Origin of the sequence: Cryobacterium adonitolivorans, from assembly GCF_004402695.1 — a bacterium.
GTDB lineage: Bacteria > Actinomycetota > Actinomycetes > Actinomycetales > Microbacteriaceae > Cryobacterium > Cryobacterium adonitolivorans.
The window spans coordinates 42,648-57,095 of the sequence record NZ_SOFL01000002.1 but is presented as its reverse complement, the minus strand read 5'-3'; the positions used below and the strand labels follow the sequence as shown (position 1 = coordinate 57,095).

Genomic DNA, 14,448 nt, shown 5'->3' with positions numbered 1-14,448 from the left:
CCGGTGAGGTTTTCGATCATGCGACCATCCGCAAGTTGCGGAGGAAGAGTTTGATCTACACCAGATACCGTAGCGCGCTTGGGCGCGCCATCGTCATGGGCCTACTCGTCGCCGCCGATTTTATCAAGACGGTCGCGATCAATCCGTCCCTCGAAGCGCCTCACTGACCTCGGCCTCGTCGTGCTGACCCGCACCTAGCTCAGTTGGATGCTCGAGGTGGAAACCGCCCACAGGGCCTCATTCGGCACGCCGACTGCCACCGCGCGACGCAAGCTAGAGGCCTCGGTGAGTCTGACGCGGCGCTACGCGTGCCGTCACTGCGAAGAGGCTCGAGTCACGTTGTGTGTGCCACGTGTCGAGCGAGGCTCAAGGTTACTCTGCGGCCGTCAACGGTGCGCGACTTAGGACTCGAGATACGAGCTCCCCGCCTCGCGTATGCCGGCGCCACGCTGGCGGCCCAACTTGCGGACAAACTTCGGCCTGGAGACTCTGCTACCCCAGTCCCGCCGTAGTTCACGTCATTGCTGCGCAGCCGGGGCCGACGGCCGCCGGAAGTTGAGAACGAGAATGAGGATGCTTACTCCGAGCACCCACGCAGGGAAAATGAGGCTTACCCACCAGCTGAGGCTGGTTACGAACAGCAGCACAATTGCGACCCCATAGGTGGTTGCTGCGATCCATCGAGGCATCACACCGGTGCGCAGCCACATCGTTCCAAGGGAGATCAGAAGCACTCCCGCCATCCTGAGCGCGTAGATATTGCTCACCTGCAGCATCATCGCGCGGCCGAAAGTCGTCACCTCCGTGCCCCCGCCTTCATCGGTGACCAGCGGGATCGTGGCGACGATACCACCGGCGATGGCCGCGGAAACGAAGATCATCGCAACAAAGAGCAGGCCGCTGCCGATGAACACGAAGGAGAAGAGCTGATCTTCGGTCTCTTTGAACCGGTCTCGGACGACGCCCATAAACCACAAGAAGGCGATTCCCGCGAACGGCATAAGCGCAAGTCCTAGGCTTATTCGTGTCGTCGCGCCGTCATCCAGAAAATTGACGTTGGCCTCGATGTCGGCGGGCAAGGCGGAGCGGATCAAGGCAAGGGCAGCGGTGAATAGCAGGGCAAAAAGCACCCCTGCTACTGCTGCCGCGCGGGGAGAATCGACGGGCCGTCTGACGCTGGAGCTGCTTAGCTCGGACACAGGAACACCTCTGTGCCGATTGCCCTCTGGGCGTACCGCCGTGGCATCCCCACGTCGTCGATGAGGTGCCGGGTGGTCGTGGAGACAGGAAGGACGAGCACATCGCGGAGCCACCGGCCATACCGGCGGCCGCGCTTTGAGCGAAGTCGCGCGAGGCACACAATGAGGTCGACTCCGAGCAGTAGGAGCATCGCGCTGCGCATCCTGACCTCCAATTCATTTGTGATCGGTGGCTTCCGAATCGACCGGCACCCATCAACGTCAGGCATTATGGCTGAGAACGCTGTGGTGCTTCTGTCTCCAAGGCTTGCCGAGTCCGACGTCTCAACTAGATGCGGCGCCGCCGTCCAGGGGTGATGGCGGCCCCGACGACTGCGGCCTTTGCGATCGGGGATGGTCCTGGGCGGACCGCCGCCGTTACGACGGCTGCTTTGGCGACGGGGGCGCCCACGACGCCGACCCGTCCAACTCGTGCCGCTCTGAGTGGCATCTCATGCTCCTGTCGTCTCGAGTGCCTCATCCGCCTCGAGCGAGGCGATGATCGCTTGGATGGGGATGCGGCCATTGGCGATAAGTTGACCGCCGGCTCGTCGTGTAGCGGACGCGAACGGCCCCGCCCACACGTTCTCATAGACGAGCACTCCCGCGACACTGCCGGGGTCCATGGCGTTCGCGAGCTTCTCGACGTCTTCGGCGGCCAGTAATTCCGCCAGCTCGGCTTCGAGTTTCACAAGCTCACCGAGATCGCCAGCATCGGCCAGCTCGCTGGCGTCGACATTACCGTCCTCGTCTTTGGTCAGAATGATGGCATCGATCACCCGAATCGTACCGGCCTCGGCCAGCCGGAGAAGTTCTTCAGCGATCTCGCCACGGAAATTTTGATGACCCGCCGGAAATTCGATGACGAGGTAGTCAACGGGTCCTAGTTCCGATAGTTCGTACTCACTCATGTTGTGTCCGTCCTCGTGTTTGTCAATCAGAAAATGCGCTTCAGGTACTCCACGTCCGGTCCCGTGCTCGGTGCCTCACCGCCTGTTCTGCGCGATTGCATTCACCACAGCGCCCAACGGACCCAACGGACCCGCGACGGTGGACCCCACGTTCTGCGATCACGCCGGAATGAGAGCGCGAGTTATGAGCGTGTCGAACTCGGACTGAGAAATGGCGCCCGAGTCCAGAAGGCGTTTCGCGGATTCGATTTCGGCGCCGGGCGAAGAAGTACCGGCATCTTCGCGAAGGTAGCTGTTCGTGTCCCCCTGAGCCTGTTGCGCCTGGTCAGCCTGCCGTCGCGACATTTTCTTTCCCCGAGCGATCAGATTGATGAACGTGCCCAGGAACGGCAAAAGGACCAGGAGCAAAACCCACAGGACCTTGGCCCCGCCGCCAAGATCCGAGGAGCGGAAGACGTCCATGATGACGGTGATGAAAACCCAGATGCAGGAGACGGTGACATAGAACCAGAACATCCACACGAAGGAGGCGAAGATCGCGCCGACGCCTTGCATGACTCCGAACATTCCGTTGATCAGGATCATGAATGCGGCGAACCCGGTCCATCCGGATTTGTCTTCGGTGCTCAAAGTTCGCTCTGCAGCGCTCATGGTGTGGCCTCTTGCTCTAGTGCTCTAGATCCTGCGTCGTCGTGGAGTGACGGCTGCGGCCACGACCGCGGTCTTGGCCACGGGTGCAGGTCCGGGCGTGACGGCACGAGTCACAACCGCTGCCTTGGCGATAGGGGCTCGAATTACTCCAACTCGTCCTACTCGTCCTGGTCTCATCTCATGCTCCTAAGTTCTCGAGTTCGCGTTCAGCGTCGATTGCCGCTGCAAGGTCTTGGGTATGAATCCGTCCGTCTGCGACAAGCGTGCCGCCTGCACGCCGAGCAGCCGCGGCGAACGGGCCAGCCCACACGTTCTCGTAAACGAGGACGCCGGCAACGGTACCGGGGTCCATGGCTGCCGACAGGTTGCCGAGGTCGTCTTCTCCGAGGAAATCGCGAAGCTCGCTCTCGAGCTCCGCGAGGGGCCCATCTGCATCGACCTCGCTGAGTTCAAGCGCTTCGACGACTCCGGCGGCGTCCTTGACCAGAATTATCGCGTCTATAAGTCGGATGGTGTTCGCGTCCATCAGTTCCCCGAGTTCGTCAATCATCTCGCCGTTGAAGTTTGATTCCCCTGCCGGGAATTCGACGATGATGAAATCGATCGGGCCCACCACTGTGGGGTCGGTATCCGTCATTTCTTCCCTCCAGCTGTGAAATTCTTTATCGTCGGCTGCCCAATGCCGCTCGGCGAGGTCTGCACGATCAAATCGCCGATGTCGATTGGTTGAGTGGGCAGCGAATCACTCGCTGCAGAATCCGACGCATTCATGAGGACCTTTCCCGATCTGTCTTCGCTGAAGGTATTCCTGCCAGAACACAATGACATCACCCTCGCGGGATGAGCTGGCCAGCGTGAGGAAACACGGTTCGTTGGAGCGAATTTGGGCGTGCTGGCTATTCGAGCAGTCCCAGCTCATTGGCGCGCTTGATCGCCGCGTTCCGATTCGTGACATCCAACTTGCGATAGATGTGCGACATGTGACTCTTGATCGTGTTGACCGAGACGAAGTAGCGGGCGGCGAGTTCTCTATTCGAGAAACGGGTCGGCAGAAGGACCAGCACCTCCATTTCGCGCTCGGTAAGCGGATCAGTCGGCATACTGTTGGCTGAAGTATGAGTTCTGCCCGCTGCCTGACGAAGCACGGTCCCGGCGATTGCAGGGAGCGAGGGGGCGCCGAGAGCGGCGATGCGAGTGGTGATCTCAGGGCCGCTGTCGCTGAACACGGAAATCAAGTTGTATTGGTCGGCCACACTCAGCGCCTGAAATACGAGCGAATCGGTTTGCGCCGTGCGGCCGGAGGTCGTTGAGAGCCACGCGCCGAGGAGCAACCTACGGATTCTCGGTAGTGGGTCGTCGGCATCAGGCAATTGGGCCAGCGACTGTTGGACCTCGCGGGCCTCACTCGAGTGACCCAATGAAAGCTTGGCAGCACCCAGCTCGAACAGCACCGAACTGGAGTGGCTTGGCCGTTCGGACAGGGTTCGGACCGCTGCGCCCGGGGAGCCGTCGAGACGCAGCTCTCGTGCCCGCACAGCCAACAGCAGGTCCGCCACGACCGGCGGGGGAACCCCCGGTGGTGGAGCCTGGATGTGCGGGTGCGACTGCGCGAACCGAAGTCGAACCGATAGGCCATGCGCGACCCAGAGCAATTGCAGGCGCTCGTTCGCTTCCACACGTGCCCGGGCTTCCTGTAGCTCGAACTCCGATTGGTCCGCGTCACCGGCATCGAAGGCAATTAGGGCACGGGCGAGGAACGCATCTGCGGTTGCTGGATGGACGTACATTTCCGTGGTTTCGGCGACGGCGAGGGCCTCGTCAGCGCATTCGATAGCGCGGAGCGTTTCTCCGCACCAGGCCTCAGCGAGCGCTAGCGAGCCCAGGGCGCTGATCCGCCACACCGAATAGCGGGCGCCCTGACTGGAGAGTCCACGCTCGAGCCAGTCCCGGGCCTGCTCAAAGTTGCCGGCCAGGAAATGTGCACGGCCTCCAGCGATCAACGCCACTGCTGTGAGTGAGTGTGTGTCGGTGAGTTGCAGGAGGTGAGGGGTAGGGCCGTCTCCGAGCCGGTCAAGCGCGTCCAAAGCTCGCTCTGCGCAGTCGATGGATGCTTGGGGATGTGGCCGCCATTGTGCCAGGTCGGCCAGAAAACTCAGGGCGCAGGCCGATTGACCGAGAGTCGCCTTGGGGTGGCTGGCAGCGGTACGAAGCAGGTTCTCCGAATCGGCGGCATGGCCGTCCATGCCGGTGAGGATGCCGTGGAGGAGCAGTAAGTCGACGCTGTCGGCCCGGAAGCTTTGCGGTATGCGGCGGATCCAGCCAATGAGCTTTGCCATCTCGCCTTGCTCGAACACGCTGGAGCCGTGAGCAAGGATTGACTGGGCCGCGCGTTCCCATCTGCCTGCGCGAAGGAGGTACTCGATGGCGGTGGCGGAGTCACCCTGTCGGAGATGCCACTCGGCTGCTTCTGTCAGAATCCGATTTTCAGCCGCGGCATTTTCTGAGCGGGCACGAACGCGAAGGAGATCACGAAACAGGTGGTGAAAACGAAACCATTCCTGATGATCGTCGAGCGGGATCACAAACCGTGAGTCTCGTTGCAAGCGGGCCAGGAGTGCCAGGAGCGCTGGTGCGGACGATACCTCGGCGACCAACGGCAGGCTCATCCTGTCCAGGATCGACAACTCGAGCGCGCCGTTGCGGTCTTCGTCGCTGAGTGTGGCGAGAACCTCGTTGCTGAGATATTCGGCCACAAGTCGGTCTGATCCGCTGAACTCCGCAATGAAGGTACTCGGTTCTGGATGGGTCCGGAGCGTGACTGCGGCGAGGAGCAATCCCGCCGGCCAGCCTTCTGTTCGCTCGACCAACGCCCTGATGCTGGCGCCATCCAGGTCGAGCTTGGTGACGCGGCGCAGGAGTTCAGCCGTCTGTTCCACCGTGAATGCCAACTGAGCTTGCCGGATCTCGTGCACCTCGTTGCGCAGACGTGCGCGGCTACGTGGAAGCGGAAGATCGACACGGCTTGACGTAATGACGTGAACATTGCTGGGAAATTTCCCGATCAGTCCGGCCACGTCGAGCACGTTTCCCGCATCAGCGAGGTGGTGGATGTCGTCGAAGATCACAGTGAATTCACCTGCGGCGCGCAGCTGGTCGACGATCGCGTCGGCCAGCGAGTCGGTGATGCCGACCCGAGACAGGGTCTCCGGTGATGCGATTCCAGCTATCCCCGGGGCAACGTCCTCGAGGGCACTGAGGAAGTGCTGGAGAAAATGGCCAAAGTCGGCGTCATCAACTTCGAGGTCAATCCAAACCAAGCGAACTTCAGGATGGGAATCCGCCCACTGTGTCAGCAGTACGGACTTTCCGGCGCCCGCGCCGGCAACGAGGACCGTCAGGGTCCGCACAAGTGAGACATCCAGCTCGCGACGAAGATCCGGTCGGTCTACTGCATGCGCGGGAACAAAGCGGCTCGAATCCATTCTGGGTCTCCCTCCACGGAGTGCCCACTTTTGCACGCCGTGCCGACGGCGGCTAGGAGCAGGCGGGGCAATCATCCTTCGGGGATGACGACCGCTGCGGTGCCATGAAGCAGCATGTGAGCTAGAGCATCGCAGACGATGCGCTAAGGAAGGCAAATCGTGCGTGCCGGAACCTTCGAGCTTGTGGTCTCTACGGTGCTGAGTCCTGCTCTCGTCGCTGCCTTCGACGGCTTCACGGTGAGCAGGATTGACAGCGGCAGAACCTATCTAGTGGGATGGGTCGACGATCAGGCGCGCTTGAATGGTCTGCTCGAACTTATGGCTGACCTGACCATCGAGTTGGTCTCTGTAAACCGGATACCAGACGTCTCAATGTCCGATTGAGGGCACGGCAAATAGCGGCGCGAAGCGTTACCGCAGATGGGAAATTCATGATCACCGGCACAAATGTGCATCTGATCATGACCGCCGACGTCGGCGCCTTGCACCACGGATCAGTGGGCGCGGGGAACACCGAATCGATCAGAGCAGCCATGTCTACGGTCGCTCCCCCGGGGATGATGTGGATACCTGGCGGCGACCTTTTCTCCTCTTTCGTCGCCAGCACGGGCTACGTCACCGTCGCCGAGCGCCGCCCCAATCTTGCGGACTACCCGGGCGCGTCGGAGGACATGCTCGACCCTGGGTCGTCCGTCTTCATCAAACCGACGCACCGAGTGAGTCTCGGTAACTCCTACAACTGGTGGTCCTACGTGCCGGGCGCCCAGTGGCGCCACCCCCATGGACCAGACAGTTCAATCGCCGGTATCGAAAGCCATCCGTTGGTGCACGTCGCTTGGGAGGACGTCGAGGCTTACGCCACGTGGGCCGGTAAGGTTCTTCCGACTGAGGCCGAGTGGGAATTTGCGGCCCGAGGTGGCCTGGAGGGCGCCGAGCACGCGTGGGGCGCTGAACTATCCCCTGGCGGGACGTCGATGGCGAACACGTGGCAGGGTGGGTTCCCGATCTAGAACACGATGGACGACGGCTTCGAAGGAACAGCCCCTCACGGCTCGTTCCCACCCAACGGCTACGGGTTGTAAGACATGATCGGTAACGTCTGGGAATGGACCGCCGACTGATTCGGACGCCACGAGGCGATGGCGCACGCCTGCTGCAGCATGAACAATCCGCGCTGCGGAAGCGCCGAGAATAGCGTTGACTCAGCAGAGGGCTTGTCCATTCCGCGAAAGGTGATGAAGGGCGGCTCTCACCTGTGCTCACCCAACTACTGTCAACGCTAGCGACCCGCGGCGCGGATGCCACAACACATCGATACCGCCACATCTCACCTTGGATTCCGCTGCGTGCTACGCCCTGACGTGAAATCGTTCGGTGACTATGACGCGTCGAATGATGAGGTGAGTGCGGCGATCGCTGCGCGATTGGTGGGGTAGACGGTTTCGTCATCGAGTAGGCCGAGGTGACGCATCCGCTTCAGCAGAGGGGGTCGGCCCCGGCTGAACGCGAGGGTGACTCCTTGCGCGTGTAGCCATTTCTTCAGAACGCTGAACGCTTCGGCCCCGGTGACGTCGACGTCGGTCACTGCTTCAAGGTCGAGAACGATTTGACGCACGCCGGAGCCGCTCGTGCGTGCACCGGTCACCGCCCTGGTGACGGCGTCAGAGAACACTGTTCCATTGGCGAAAAAGAGTGGCGCGGCCAGTCGGATGACGAGGACACCCGGTGCGGTGGTGGTGCCGTCCGCTGCTGAGGCCAGGAGGGAGCTGCGGGGGTTGTCATCGGCCGCGAGGACATCGATGGCCGGCGCAGATGCGCGTCGAACGAGGTTGATCAGAGCTAGCACGAACGCGACGACTATGCCAGGGATCGCTCCGATGAACAGCGTCACGAGAAAGCAGGCTGCGCCGACGGCGAATTCGAAACGATCCTGCCTCCACAGCTTCCGGAATTCGCCGATGCCGAGGAGCGGCAGGACCGCAACCCCGACGATCGCGCCGATGGCGGGAGAGGGTATGGGCTCCAGGAGCGCGGTTCCGAACAGCAGCAGCAGCAGGGTGCCAGCCGCGACGACGAGCGTGGGCAGCTGCGTTCGAGACCCGGCCTGGTCCATGGCCGCGGTTCGCGATGTCGACGAGCCGAGCGTGAATCCCCCGGTTGCGCCGGAGGCGACGTTCGCCACACCGAACGCGAGAAGGTCACGGTTGGGCTTGGTGGCGTACCCGTTCTTCTCCCCGTAGCTGCGAGCGACGAGAAGGCCCTCGCCCATCGTGACCGCGGTGAGTGCTATCGCCGGAGGCACCAGGGCGAACCATGCGCTCAAGTCGAGTATCGGCCAAGAAAGCCTCGGTGGCCCGGCCTCGACGGGGCCGAGTACGGCGACCCCGTGTTCTTGTAGTCCGGTCGTGACCACCAGAACGGTCGCGGCGATGAGGACGACCAGGGCCCACGGCACTGCCCGCGCGAATCGGCGGCCCAGCAGCAACACCGCTATGGCGACGGCAGAGATCAGCACTGACCAGAGATTCATAGTGCCCAGCCCAGTCACGATGCCGACGACCTTGTCGACGAATTCGCCGCCGGAATCGATCTTGATGCCGAGCATCTTCGCCAGCTGACTGACCAGGATGTCGAGCGCGAGGCCACCGACGAAGCCGATGAGGATCGGCTTCGACAGGAAGTTCGCGAGGAATCCAAGTTTGAACAGCGAAGCGAGGAGGAACAGGACACCGCCGATGATGGCCTGCGCGAACGCCATGGTGGCGTAGTCCTCGCTGCCGGCCACGGCGAGCCCGCCTACCGACGAGGCGACAAGGGCGGCCGCCGCGGCATCCGGGGATGCGACGAGTTGGCGAGAGGACACCAGCAGCGTGTACAGCACCGCCGGAACGATGAGGGCGTACAGGCCTGCCGTCGGCGGAAGACCCGCGATCTGGGCGTATCCGATGTTGAGCGGCACAGCGATAGCGATCAGTGTGACTCCCGCGACAACCTCCCTTAGGGCGGTTTGGGCTGTCAGGCCTGCAACTATTGCCATGGTCGTGGGTTTTGTTGGGGGTGGAGCGTTCCACGGTGGATCTCGTAGCAGCGGGAGTGCCCAGGCTCGTCCGGATCGTCAAGAATCGGTTGATCGGCCATGAACTGGCGGATGATATGAGCCAGTTCGCCGGGGTTGCTGAAATTGATTGCGTGCGCCGCCCCTTCGATGATCACCACAAGGACGTGGTTGTCCGTGCGGCTTGCGACCTCGCGAACCCGGGCAGGGCTCGGCATCAGCGGATCTTGGTCACCGAGGACCACCAGGGTCGGGATTTTCAAGGCCAGCAATCGATCGAGCGACGGGTAACGGGTGAGGGCCCGAAACATCCTGACGGTGCTGGGGACACCGAATCTCAGGTAATCCGGGGCGGCCACTCGCATCATTCCGACGGGCTCGCGGGTGCCGTCGCGAGCGAGTTGCCGCATGGCACGTCGTAACGGCTGGTTGTGGACTCCCCCGGCCGGCGAGACAAGTACCGCCCGGTCCAGGCGCTCGGGATAGTGGTACGCGAACTCGCAGATGACCGGGCAGCCCATTGAATTGCCCACGAGAGTGGCCGACGAGATGTGACGATCGTCGAGGAACCTGGCGGCCGCGTGAGCGAGATCGGGCACGTCGAGGGGGTTGATCGGCTTCCCGCTGCGACCGAATCCTGGCAGATCAGGAACCAAGGTGTGGAACTCGTCATGGAGTCGTTCTGCCGTGGGAAGCAAGTACCGGCCTGAAAGGCCGAAACCGTGTACGTGCATCATGACGGGCGCATCCGGCGGGGAGGGTGATTCCCGGTAGAAGACGTCGACTCCGTCGACCCTCGTCCAACGTTCCGCCAACGCCGAGGACGCCCGTCTGGGCAGCCGGCGTCCCCGACGGTGGGATCCGGGTGGGTCTGGCAAGTTGGTCGTCATATCGACTCCGATCGGTCAGGGAAGCAGTTTGGCTTTCGCCGCAGCGAACTCATCGTCCGAGAGGATTCCTTGACCGTGGAGCGCAGCGAGTTGTTGGATCTGCGCCACCAGGTCCGGAACCGCATGTGGTGCCGGAGCGGCGGCCTGCTGCGCGGCGACGGCTTGCTGGGCACCCATGTCTATCTGTTCCTGCTGGTGTTGTTCCTCATAGGCTGCCGACTGAATCCCACCGGAAACCGCTGACGCTGTACCCGCCACGACCGCCGTCGTCGCCACCGTGCGCAGCAAACGGCGCCGCCGCATTCTTCGACCTAGCATTTTCGCTCTCCTTTAATCGTCATTCTGAGATGGTTGTTGTCACGCCGAGGCGTTCATAGAAGCGAGGAGTTCGTTCACGACAGGTGCTGGAACTCGTTCCGTGTGCAGGACCTGCCCTCCGGCGCGGTACAGCGCTTCGCCGAAGTCACGGGCACACCCGTGCTCGACGGCCAGGACCGCGGCGGATGCACCAGGCTCGAACTCGTTCAGCCCGTACTGCTTGGGCACCTCGTCTAGTTCCAGCACGGTGAGGTCCCCTGCACCTGGTCTTGTTCCGCATGACGTTGTCCTTTCTTATGGGATTGTGAGCGCGTTCAGAGATGCGCCAGCCCGCTCCCGACGACGACCGCTCCGATCAGGAGCATGATCAACACGCTGACAATGCGATTGTTCTGGGTGACCCACTCCCGTGCGTCGATCAGCCATCTTTCGGTTGTCGCCGGGCGGGTCATGTTGGCTATCACCGGCACCGCTACCGTCGAGGCTGAGATGGCGGTGAATATCAAGACCACCACCGTGAACTGACCGAGAGTCAGGTCCTGTGCCCGAAGCGAGAGTCCGGCTGCTGCGCTGAGGAGCAGTCCCTTGGGCCGGAAATTCAGTGCCAGGGCGAGGCCGAAAGCCTGCCAGGCGCCGAGCGACCCGGCAGCTGAAAGCCATTTCGGTACCCCGGCAGGATCGGGCTTGGCCGCTCGCCTCCAGACCACTATTGCGAAGACAATCAAGGCAAGGCCGACAACGATTAGTGAGACCCCGATCGCCACCTGGGATTTCCTGGGCGGAACTGCGGGGATCACGTAGGCAAGCGCGGTGAACACCACCACAGCCAGAGCGATCCCGACGACCCAGCCGATCAAAAAGGCCGGGCCGCTCCTTCGCCTGTTGGGTGAGAGGAGGATGGAAATGGTGACAAGGATCGGCACGGAACTTAGCGCGGCAGCAACTGCGATGGGAAGAACTTGGCCCAATGCAGCCCACATGACTTTCCCCTCGCGGATCGCTGGTCAACATGCGTCGACGGTAGTGCTCACGCCGGCGTCTCACGTCATTCCCCAGGGATGATGTGAGAGGCAGGGCATCGCCATAGCGTGGGGCCATGATTCGTGGATGGCGATGAGTACCGCGTTGCCCGGGGCGGACGCACCGGATGCCCCCGACGAGCCGACGGCCAGCGCCGCAGGTCGCGGCCCGGCCGTTCGGCGTGGAACCACGGTCCTGGTTGCTCTGGCGGCAGCCACGGTTACCGCCATAGGGATCAGCGCGCTGCGCGGCATCCTCGCACCGACCCTTCTGACGCTTGTTCTGGTGATCTGCGCAAATCCGGTCCGCACTCTCCTGTTGAAAAAGGGTGTGCCGGGTGGGATCGCGACAGGTTCAGTCATCCTTGTCGTCTTCGGATTCCTCGCCGGCTTCACCTACACGATCCTGATCGCGTTCGCGCAGTTCGTCGCGATGCTGCCCAGTTACTCCGCGGAGTTCGCGGCGATCGGCGAGCAGATCGCGGCCTGGCTCAGCGACCTAGGCGTTGCACCTGCCGAGATCCAATCGGTTTTAGCCAGCCTCAATCCCGCCAGTATCGCAGCCGCCGTGAGAGGAGCCCTCGGCAGTGTCCTGGGCATCACCGGCGCCCTGGTCATCATTCTGACGATGATGATCCTGATGGCCGCCGACGCCGTCTACTCTCGAACTATCCTCGGCCAGTTGGGCACCCACGAGCCCCATCTCGTCGTCGCCGTCGGCCGGTATGCGTCCAACGTGCGCCACTACATGGTGGTCACCGCCGCACTGGGGCTGGTGCAAGGAGCTCTGAACGCGGTTGCCCTGTATCTCATGCAGGTGCCCGCCGCATTGCTTTGGGGCCTACTCGCCTTCCTCTGCAGCTTCATCCCCAACATCGGCTACTTCTTCGCGATAATCCCGCCGTTGGTGTTCGGCTTCCTGGTTGGGGGGTGGCCAACGGCAATCGCGATCATCGTCATCTACGGGCTTGTCAATGCAGTCATCCAGTCAGTCATCCAGCCACGACTGGTGGGCCAGGCTGTTTCGCTCAGCCAGACCCTCACGTTCTTCTCAGTGCTTTTCTGGGCGGCAATCATCGGACCGATTGGGGCCATCCTGGCCATTCCACTCACTTTGCTGGCCAAGACCGTTCTGGTCGACGCCGACCCGGCCGCCCGTTGGTGGCAGCCCGCACTGGGCCCAACCGATGTGACACGCGCACTCGCCAGAACCGCTGCAGCTGAGGCGAAGCGCGAACGCCGGCACCGACGTGTCGCTCACGCGAAGCCACCGACCAGCCCGGACCTCCCAACCGACGACGTAAAGGCAGACTGATGAATCCAGTACTCAGCACAAACCTCGCGTGGATCATCGCGGTGCTCGCCCACGTCGCCGTCTGCATCACTGCGCTCATCATCATTCCAAAGCGGCGCAAGCCCACCGCAGCTATGGCATGGCTTCTGGCCATCGTATTTCTCCCGGTCCTTGGCGTGGTTTTCTACCTCGTCATCGGCTCAGCCCAACTTCCGAAGAGACGCCGGGCGGAACAGCAGCGGATCACAGCTCTCATCGCTGCCGCTGCTGCAGGACTGGATTTAACCCCGCAACGCGACAGCTGGCCGGAGTGGTTTACCAACGTCACCCGGCAGAACCAACTGCTCGGCGGCATCCCGGTCGTCGGAGGCAACACGGCCACTCTCCTCGGTGACTATCGACAGACCATCGAGTCCATGGCCACGGAGATCGACACCGCAGTACGGTTCGTGCACGTGGAGTTTTTCATTGTGTCGTTCGACGACACAACTAAGAGCTTCTTCAGAGCGATGGAGGCTGCCGTGGCCCGTGGCGTGACGGTGCGCCTGCTCGCCGATCACGTCTCTTCCGCCAAGGCAGTGCACAGCAAGGAGACCTTCGCTGAACTCGACCGCATCGGCGTGCAGTGGAGCTACATGCTGCCGGTGATGCCGTTGAAAGGCAAGTATCAACGGCCCGACCTCCGCAACCACCGAAAACTGGTGGTGGTCGACGGGCGGGTCGGATTCATGGGCTCCCAAAACCTCATCGACCGCAGCTACAACACCCCCAAGAACCTCAAACGAGGCCTGCAGTGGCAAGAGCTGGTGACACGGCTCGAGGGACCGGTGGTGACAAGCCTGAACGTCATTTTCCACTCCGACTGGCTGATCGAGACCGGTGAGCACCTTGACCCGGCGTCGCCGACCGCGAATGTGCCCATTCGCGATGCAGCATTCGACTGGTCCCCGGATGCGGTCGAATGCCAGGTGGTGCCCAGCGGACCCTCCTATGAAACCGAAAACAACCTGCGCCTGTTCCTTTCCCTGCTGTACGGGGCGTCCAAACGGGCGATTATTACCAGCCCGTACTTCGTTCCCGATGAGGCGATGATGTACGCCATCACCTCAGCGTGCCAACGCGGGCTCGACGTGCAGCTCTTCGTCTCCGAGATCGGCGATCAAGGTCCGGTCTTCCATGCGCAACGGTCCTATTACAGGGATCTGCTTGATGCCGGTGTGCGGATCTTTCGTTACCCGGCGCCGTACATCCTGCACGCGAAGCATTTGTCGATCGACGACGACATCGCGGTCATCGGTTCCAGCAACATGGACATCCGGTCCTTCAGCCTGGATCTTGAAATATCGCTCCTGGTACGCGGCCGCGTCTTCGTGCAGCGGATGCGCGACGTGGAAGAGGAATACCGAGCGCTCTCCAGCGAGTTAACCCGCGAGGAGTGGGCGCGGGAACCGCTCTCCTCGACTTCCCTGGACGGTGTCGCCCGGCTGACATCTGCATTGGAGTGACGCTCCAGCCAAGAAGCATCATCCTCACAGGATGACGTAAGCAGGAGCGCTGTGGAGCTACCGTCAGTGCGCCGCGACACCGCCG

At 62.3% G+C, this 14,448-nt stretch carries 17 protein-coding genes; 7 read left to right on the top strand and 10 right to left on the bottom strand.

The window, feature by feature from the left end:
• The first annotated feature begins 35 nt into the window (after window positions 1-35).
• Window positions 36-167: a DUF1622 domain-containing protein gene (locus tag E3O42_RS18865; RefSeq protein WP_420897833.1), complete on the top strand. Its 132-nt coding sequence runs from the start codon at window positions 36-38 to the stop codon at window positions 165-167.
• A 351-nt stretch (window positions 168-518) separates the two neighbouring features.
• Here E3O42_RS18865 and E3O42_RS00535 read toward each other — a convergent pair whose 3' ends face one another.
• The 5 genes from E3O42_RS00535 to E3O42_RS00515 form a co-directional block, all read right to left on the bottom strand.
• Window positions 519-1,130 carry a hypothetical protein gene (locus tag E3O42_RS00535; RefSeq protein ID WP_198414016.1) on the bottom strand — a complete coding sequence of 204 codons (612 nt, stop codon included), beginning with the start codon at window positions 1,128-1,130 and terminating at the stop codon, window positions 519-521.
• A gap of 560 nt (window positions 1,131-1,690) precedes the next feature.
• On the bottom strand, window positions 1,691-2,149 hold the full coding sequence (locus tag E3O42_RS00530; protein ID WP_134451995.1) for a DUF6325 family protein: 459 nt from the start codon (window positions 2,147-2,149) through the stop codon (window positions 1,691-1,693).
• Between the two features lie 159 nt (window positions 2,150-2,308).
• Window positions 2,309-2,800 carry a hypothetical protein gene (locus E3O42_RS00525; RefSeq protein ID WP_241984542.1) on the bottom strand — a complete coding sequence of 164 codons (492 nt, stop codon included), beginning with the start codon at window positions 2,798-2,800 and terminating at the stop codon, window positions 2,309-2,311.
• A 178-nt stretch (window positions 2,801-2,978) separates the two neighbouring features.
• Window positions 2,979-3,437 (bottom strand): DUF6325 family protein, encoded by a 459-nt coding sequence (locus E3O42_RS00520; RefSeq protein ID WP_134451994.1) that lies wholly within the window; start codon window positions 3,435-3,437, stop codon window positions 2,979-2,981.
• Between the two features lie 259 nt (window positions 3,438-3,696).
• Complete coding sequence (locus E3O42_RS00515; protein ID WP_166787846.1) at window positions 3,697-6,282, bottom strand: winged helix-turn-helix domain-containing protein; 2,586 nt, start codon at window positions 6,280-6,282, stop codon at window positions 3,697-3,699.
• Between the two features lie 159 nt (window positions 6,283-6,441).
• Between E3O42_RS00515 and E3O42_RS00510 the strand changes: the two genes are divergently transcribed.
• On the top strand, window positions 6,442-6,666 hold the full coding sequence (locus E3O42_RS00510; RefSeq protein ID WP_134451992.1) for a hypothetical protein: 225 nt from the start codon (window positions 6,442-6,444) through the stop codon (window positions 6,664-6,666).
• Between the two features lie 47 nt (window positions 6,667-6,713).
• On the top strand, window positions 6,714-7,292 hold the full coding sequence (locus E3O42_RS18235; protein WP_198414015.1) for an SUMF1/EgtB/PvdO family nonheme iron enzyme: 579 nt from the start codon (window positions 6,714-6,716) through the stop codon (window positions 7,290-7,292).
• A 368-nt stretch (window positions 7,293-7,660) separates the two neighbouring features.
• Here E3O42_RS18235 and E3O42_RS00500 read toward each other — a convergent pair whose 3' ends face one another.
• The 3 genes from E3O42_RS00500 to E3O42_RS18795 all read right to left on the bottom strand — a co-directional run bounded on the left by E3O42_RS00500 (window position 7,661) and on the right by E3O42_RS18795 (window position 10,335).
• On the bottom strand, window positions 7,661-9,319 hold the full coding sequence (locus tag E3O42_RS00500) for a SulP family inorganic anion transporter (RefSeq protein WP_134451991.1): 1,659 nt from the start codon (window positions 9,317-9,319) through the stop codon (window positions 7,661-7,663).
• Entirely contained in the window at window positions 9,310-10,074 is a 765-nt protein-coding gene (locus E3O42_RS00495; RefSeq protein ID WP_241984541.1) for an alpha/beta fold hydrolase, read from the bottom strand. The genes E3O42_RS00500 and E3O42_RS00495 overlap by 10 nt, the downstream gene beginning before the upstream one ends.
• Before the next feature lie 168 nt (window positions 10,075-10,242).
• Entirely contained in the window at window positions 10,243-10,335 is a 93-nt protein-coding gene (locus E3O42_RS18795) for an SHOCT domain-containing protein (protein WP_338144911.1), read from the bottom strand.
• Between E3O42_RS18795 and E3O42_RS18790 the strand changes: the two genes are divergently transcribed.
• Window positions 10,303-10,470: a hypothetical protein gene (locus E3O42_RS18790; protein WP_338144913.1), complete on the top strand. Its 168-nt coding sequence runs from the start codon at window positions 10,303-10,305 to the stop codon at window positions 10,468-10,470. The genes E3O42_RS18795 and E3O42_RS18790 overlap by 33 nt on opposite strands.
• A 114-nt stretch (window positions 10,471-10,584) precedes the next feature.
• Here the strand turns inward: E3O42_RS18790 and E3O42_RS18860 are convergent, their stop codons facing one another.
• Window positions 10,585-10,677 carry a hypothetical protein gene (locus E3O42_RS18860; protein ID WP_420897844.1) on the bottom strand — a complete coding sequence of 31 codons (93 nt, stop codon included), beginning with the start codon at window positions 10,675-10,677 and terminating at the stop codon, window positions 10,585-10,587.
• Between E3O42_RS18860 and E3O42_RS18685 the strand changes: the two genes are divergently transcribed.
• Window positions 10,648-10,782, top strand: a complete 135-nt coding sequence (locus E3O42_RS18685; RefSeq protein WP_255454875.1) for a hypothetical protein — start codon at window positions 10,648-10,650, stop codon at window positions 10,780-10,782. The two genes, E3O42_RS18860 and E3O42_RS18685, sit on opposite strands and share 30 nt — an antisense overlap.
• A 77-nt stretch (window positions 10,783-10,859) precedes the next feature.
• Here E3O42_RS18685 and E3O42_RS00480 read toward each other — a convergent pair whose 3' ends face one another.
• The gene (locus E3O42_RS00480; RefSeq protein ID WP_134451987.1) at window positions 10,860-11,525 is read right to left on the bottom strand and encodes a GAP family protein; all 666 of its coding nucleotides are present in this window, start codon (window positions 11,523-11,525) and stop codon (window positions 10,860-10,862) included.
• 127 nt (window positions 11,526-11,652) lie between these two features.
• Here E3O42_RS00480 and E3O42_RS00475 point away from each other — a divergent pair, with 127 nt between their 5' ends.
• Together E3O42_RS00475 and cls are read left to right on the top strand one after the other, a co-directional pair.
• Entirely contained in the window at window positions 11,653-12,879 is a 1,227-nt protein-coding gene (locus tag E3O42_RS00475; protein WP_134451986.1) for an AI-2E family transporter, read from the top strand.
• The gene (gene cls / locus E3O42_RS00470; protein ID WP_134451985.1) at window positions 12,879-14,363 is read left to right on the top strand and encodes a cardiolipin synthase; all 1,485 of its coding nucleotides are present in this window, start codon (window positions 12,879-12,881) and stop codon (window positions 14,361-14,363) included. The genes E3O42_RS00475 and cls overlap by 1 nt, the downstream gene beginning before the upstream one ends.
• The last annotated feature ends 85 nt before the right edge of the window (window positions 14,364-14,448 follow it).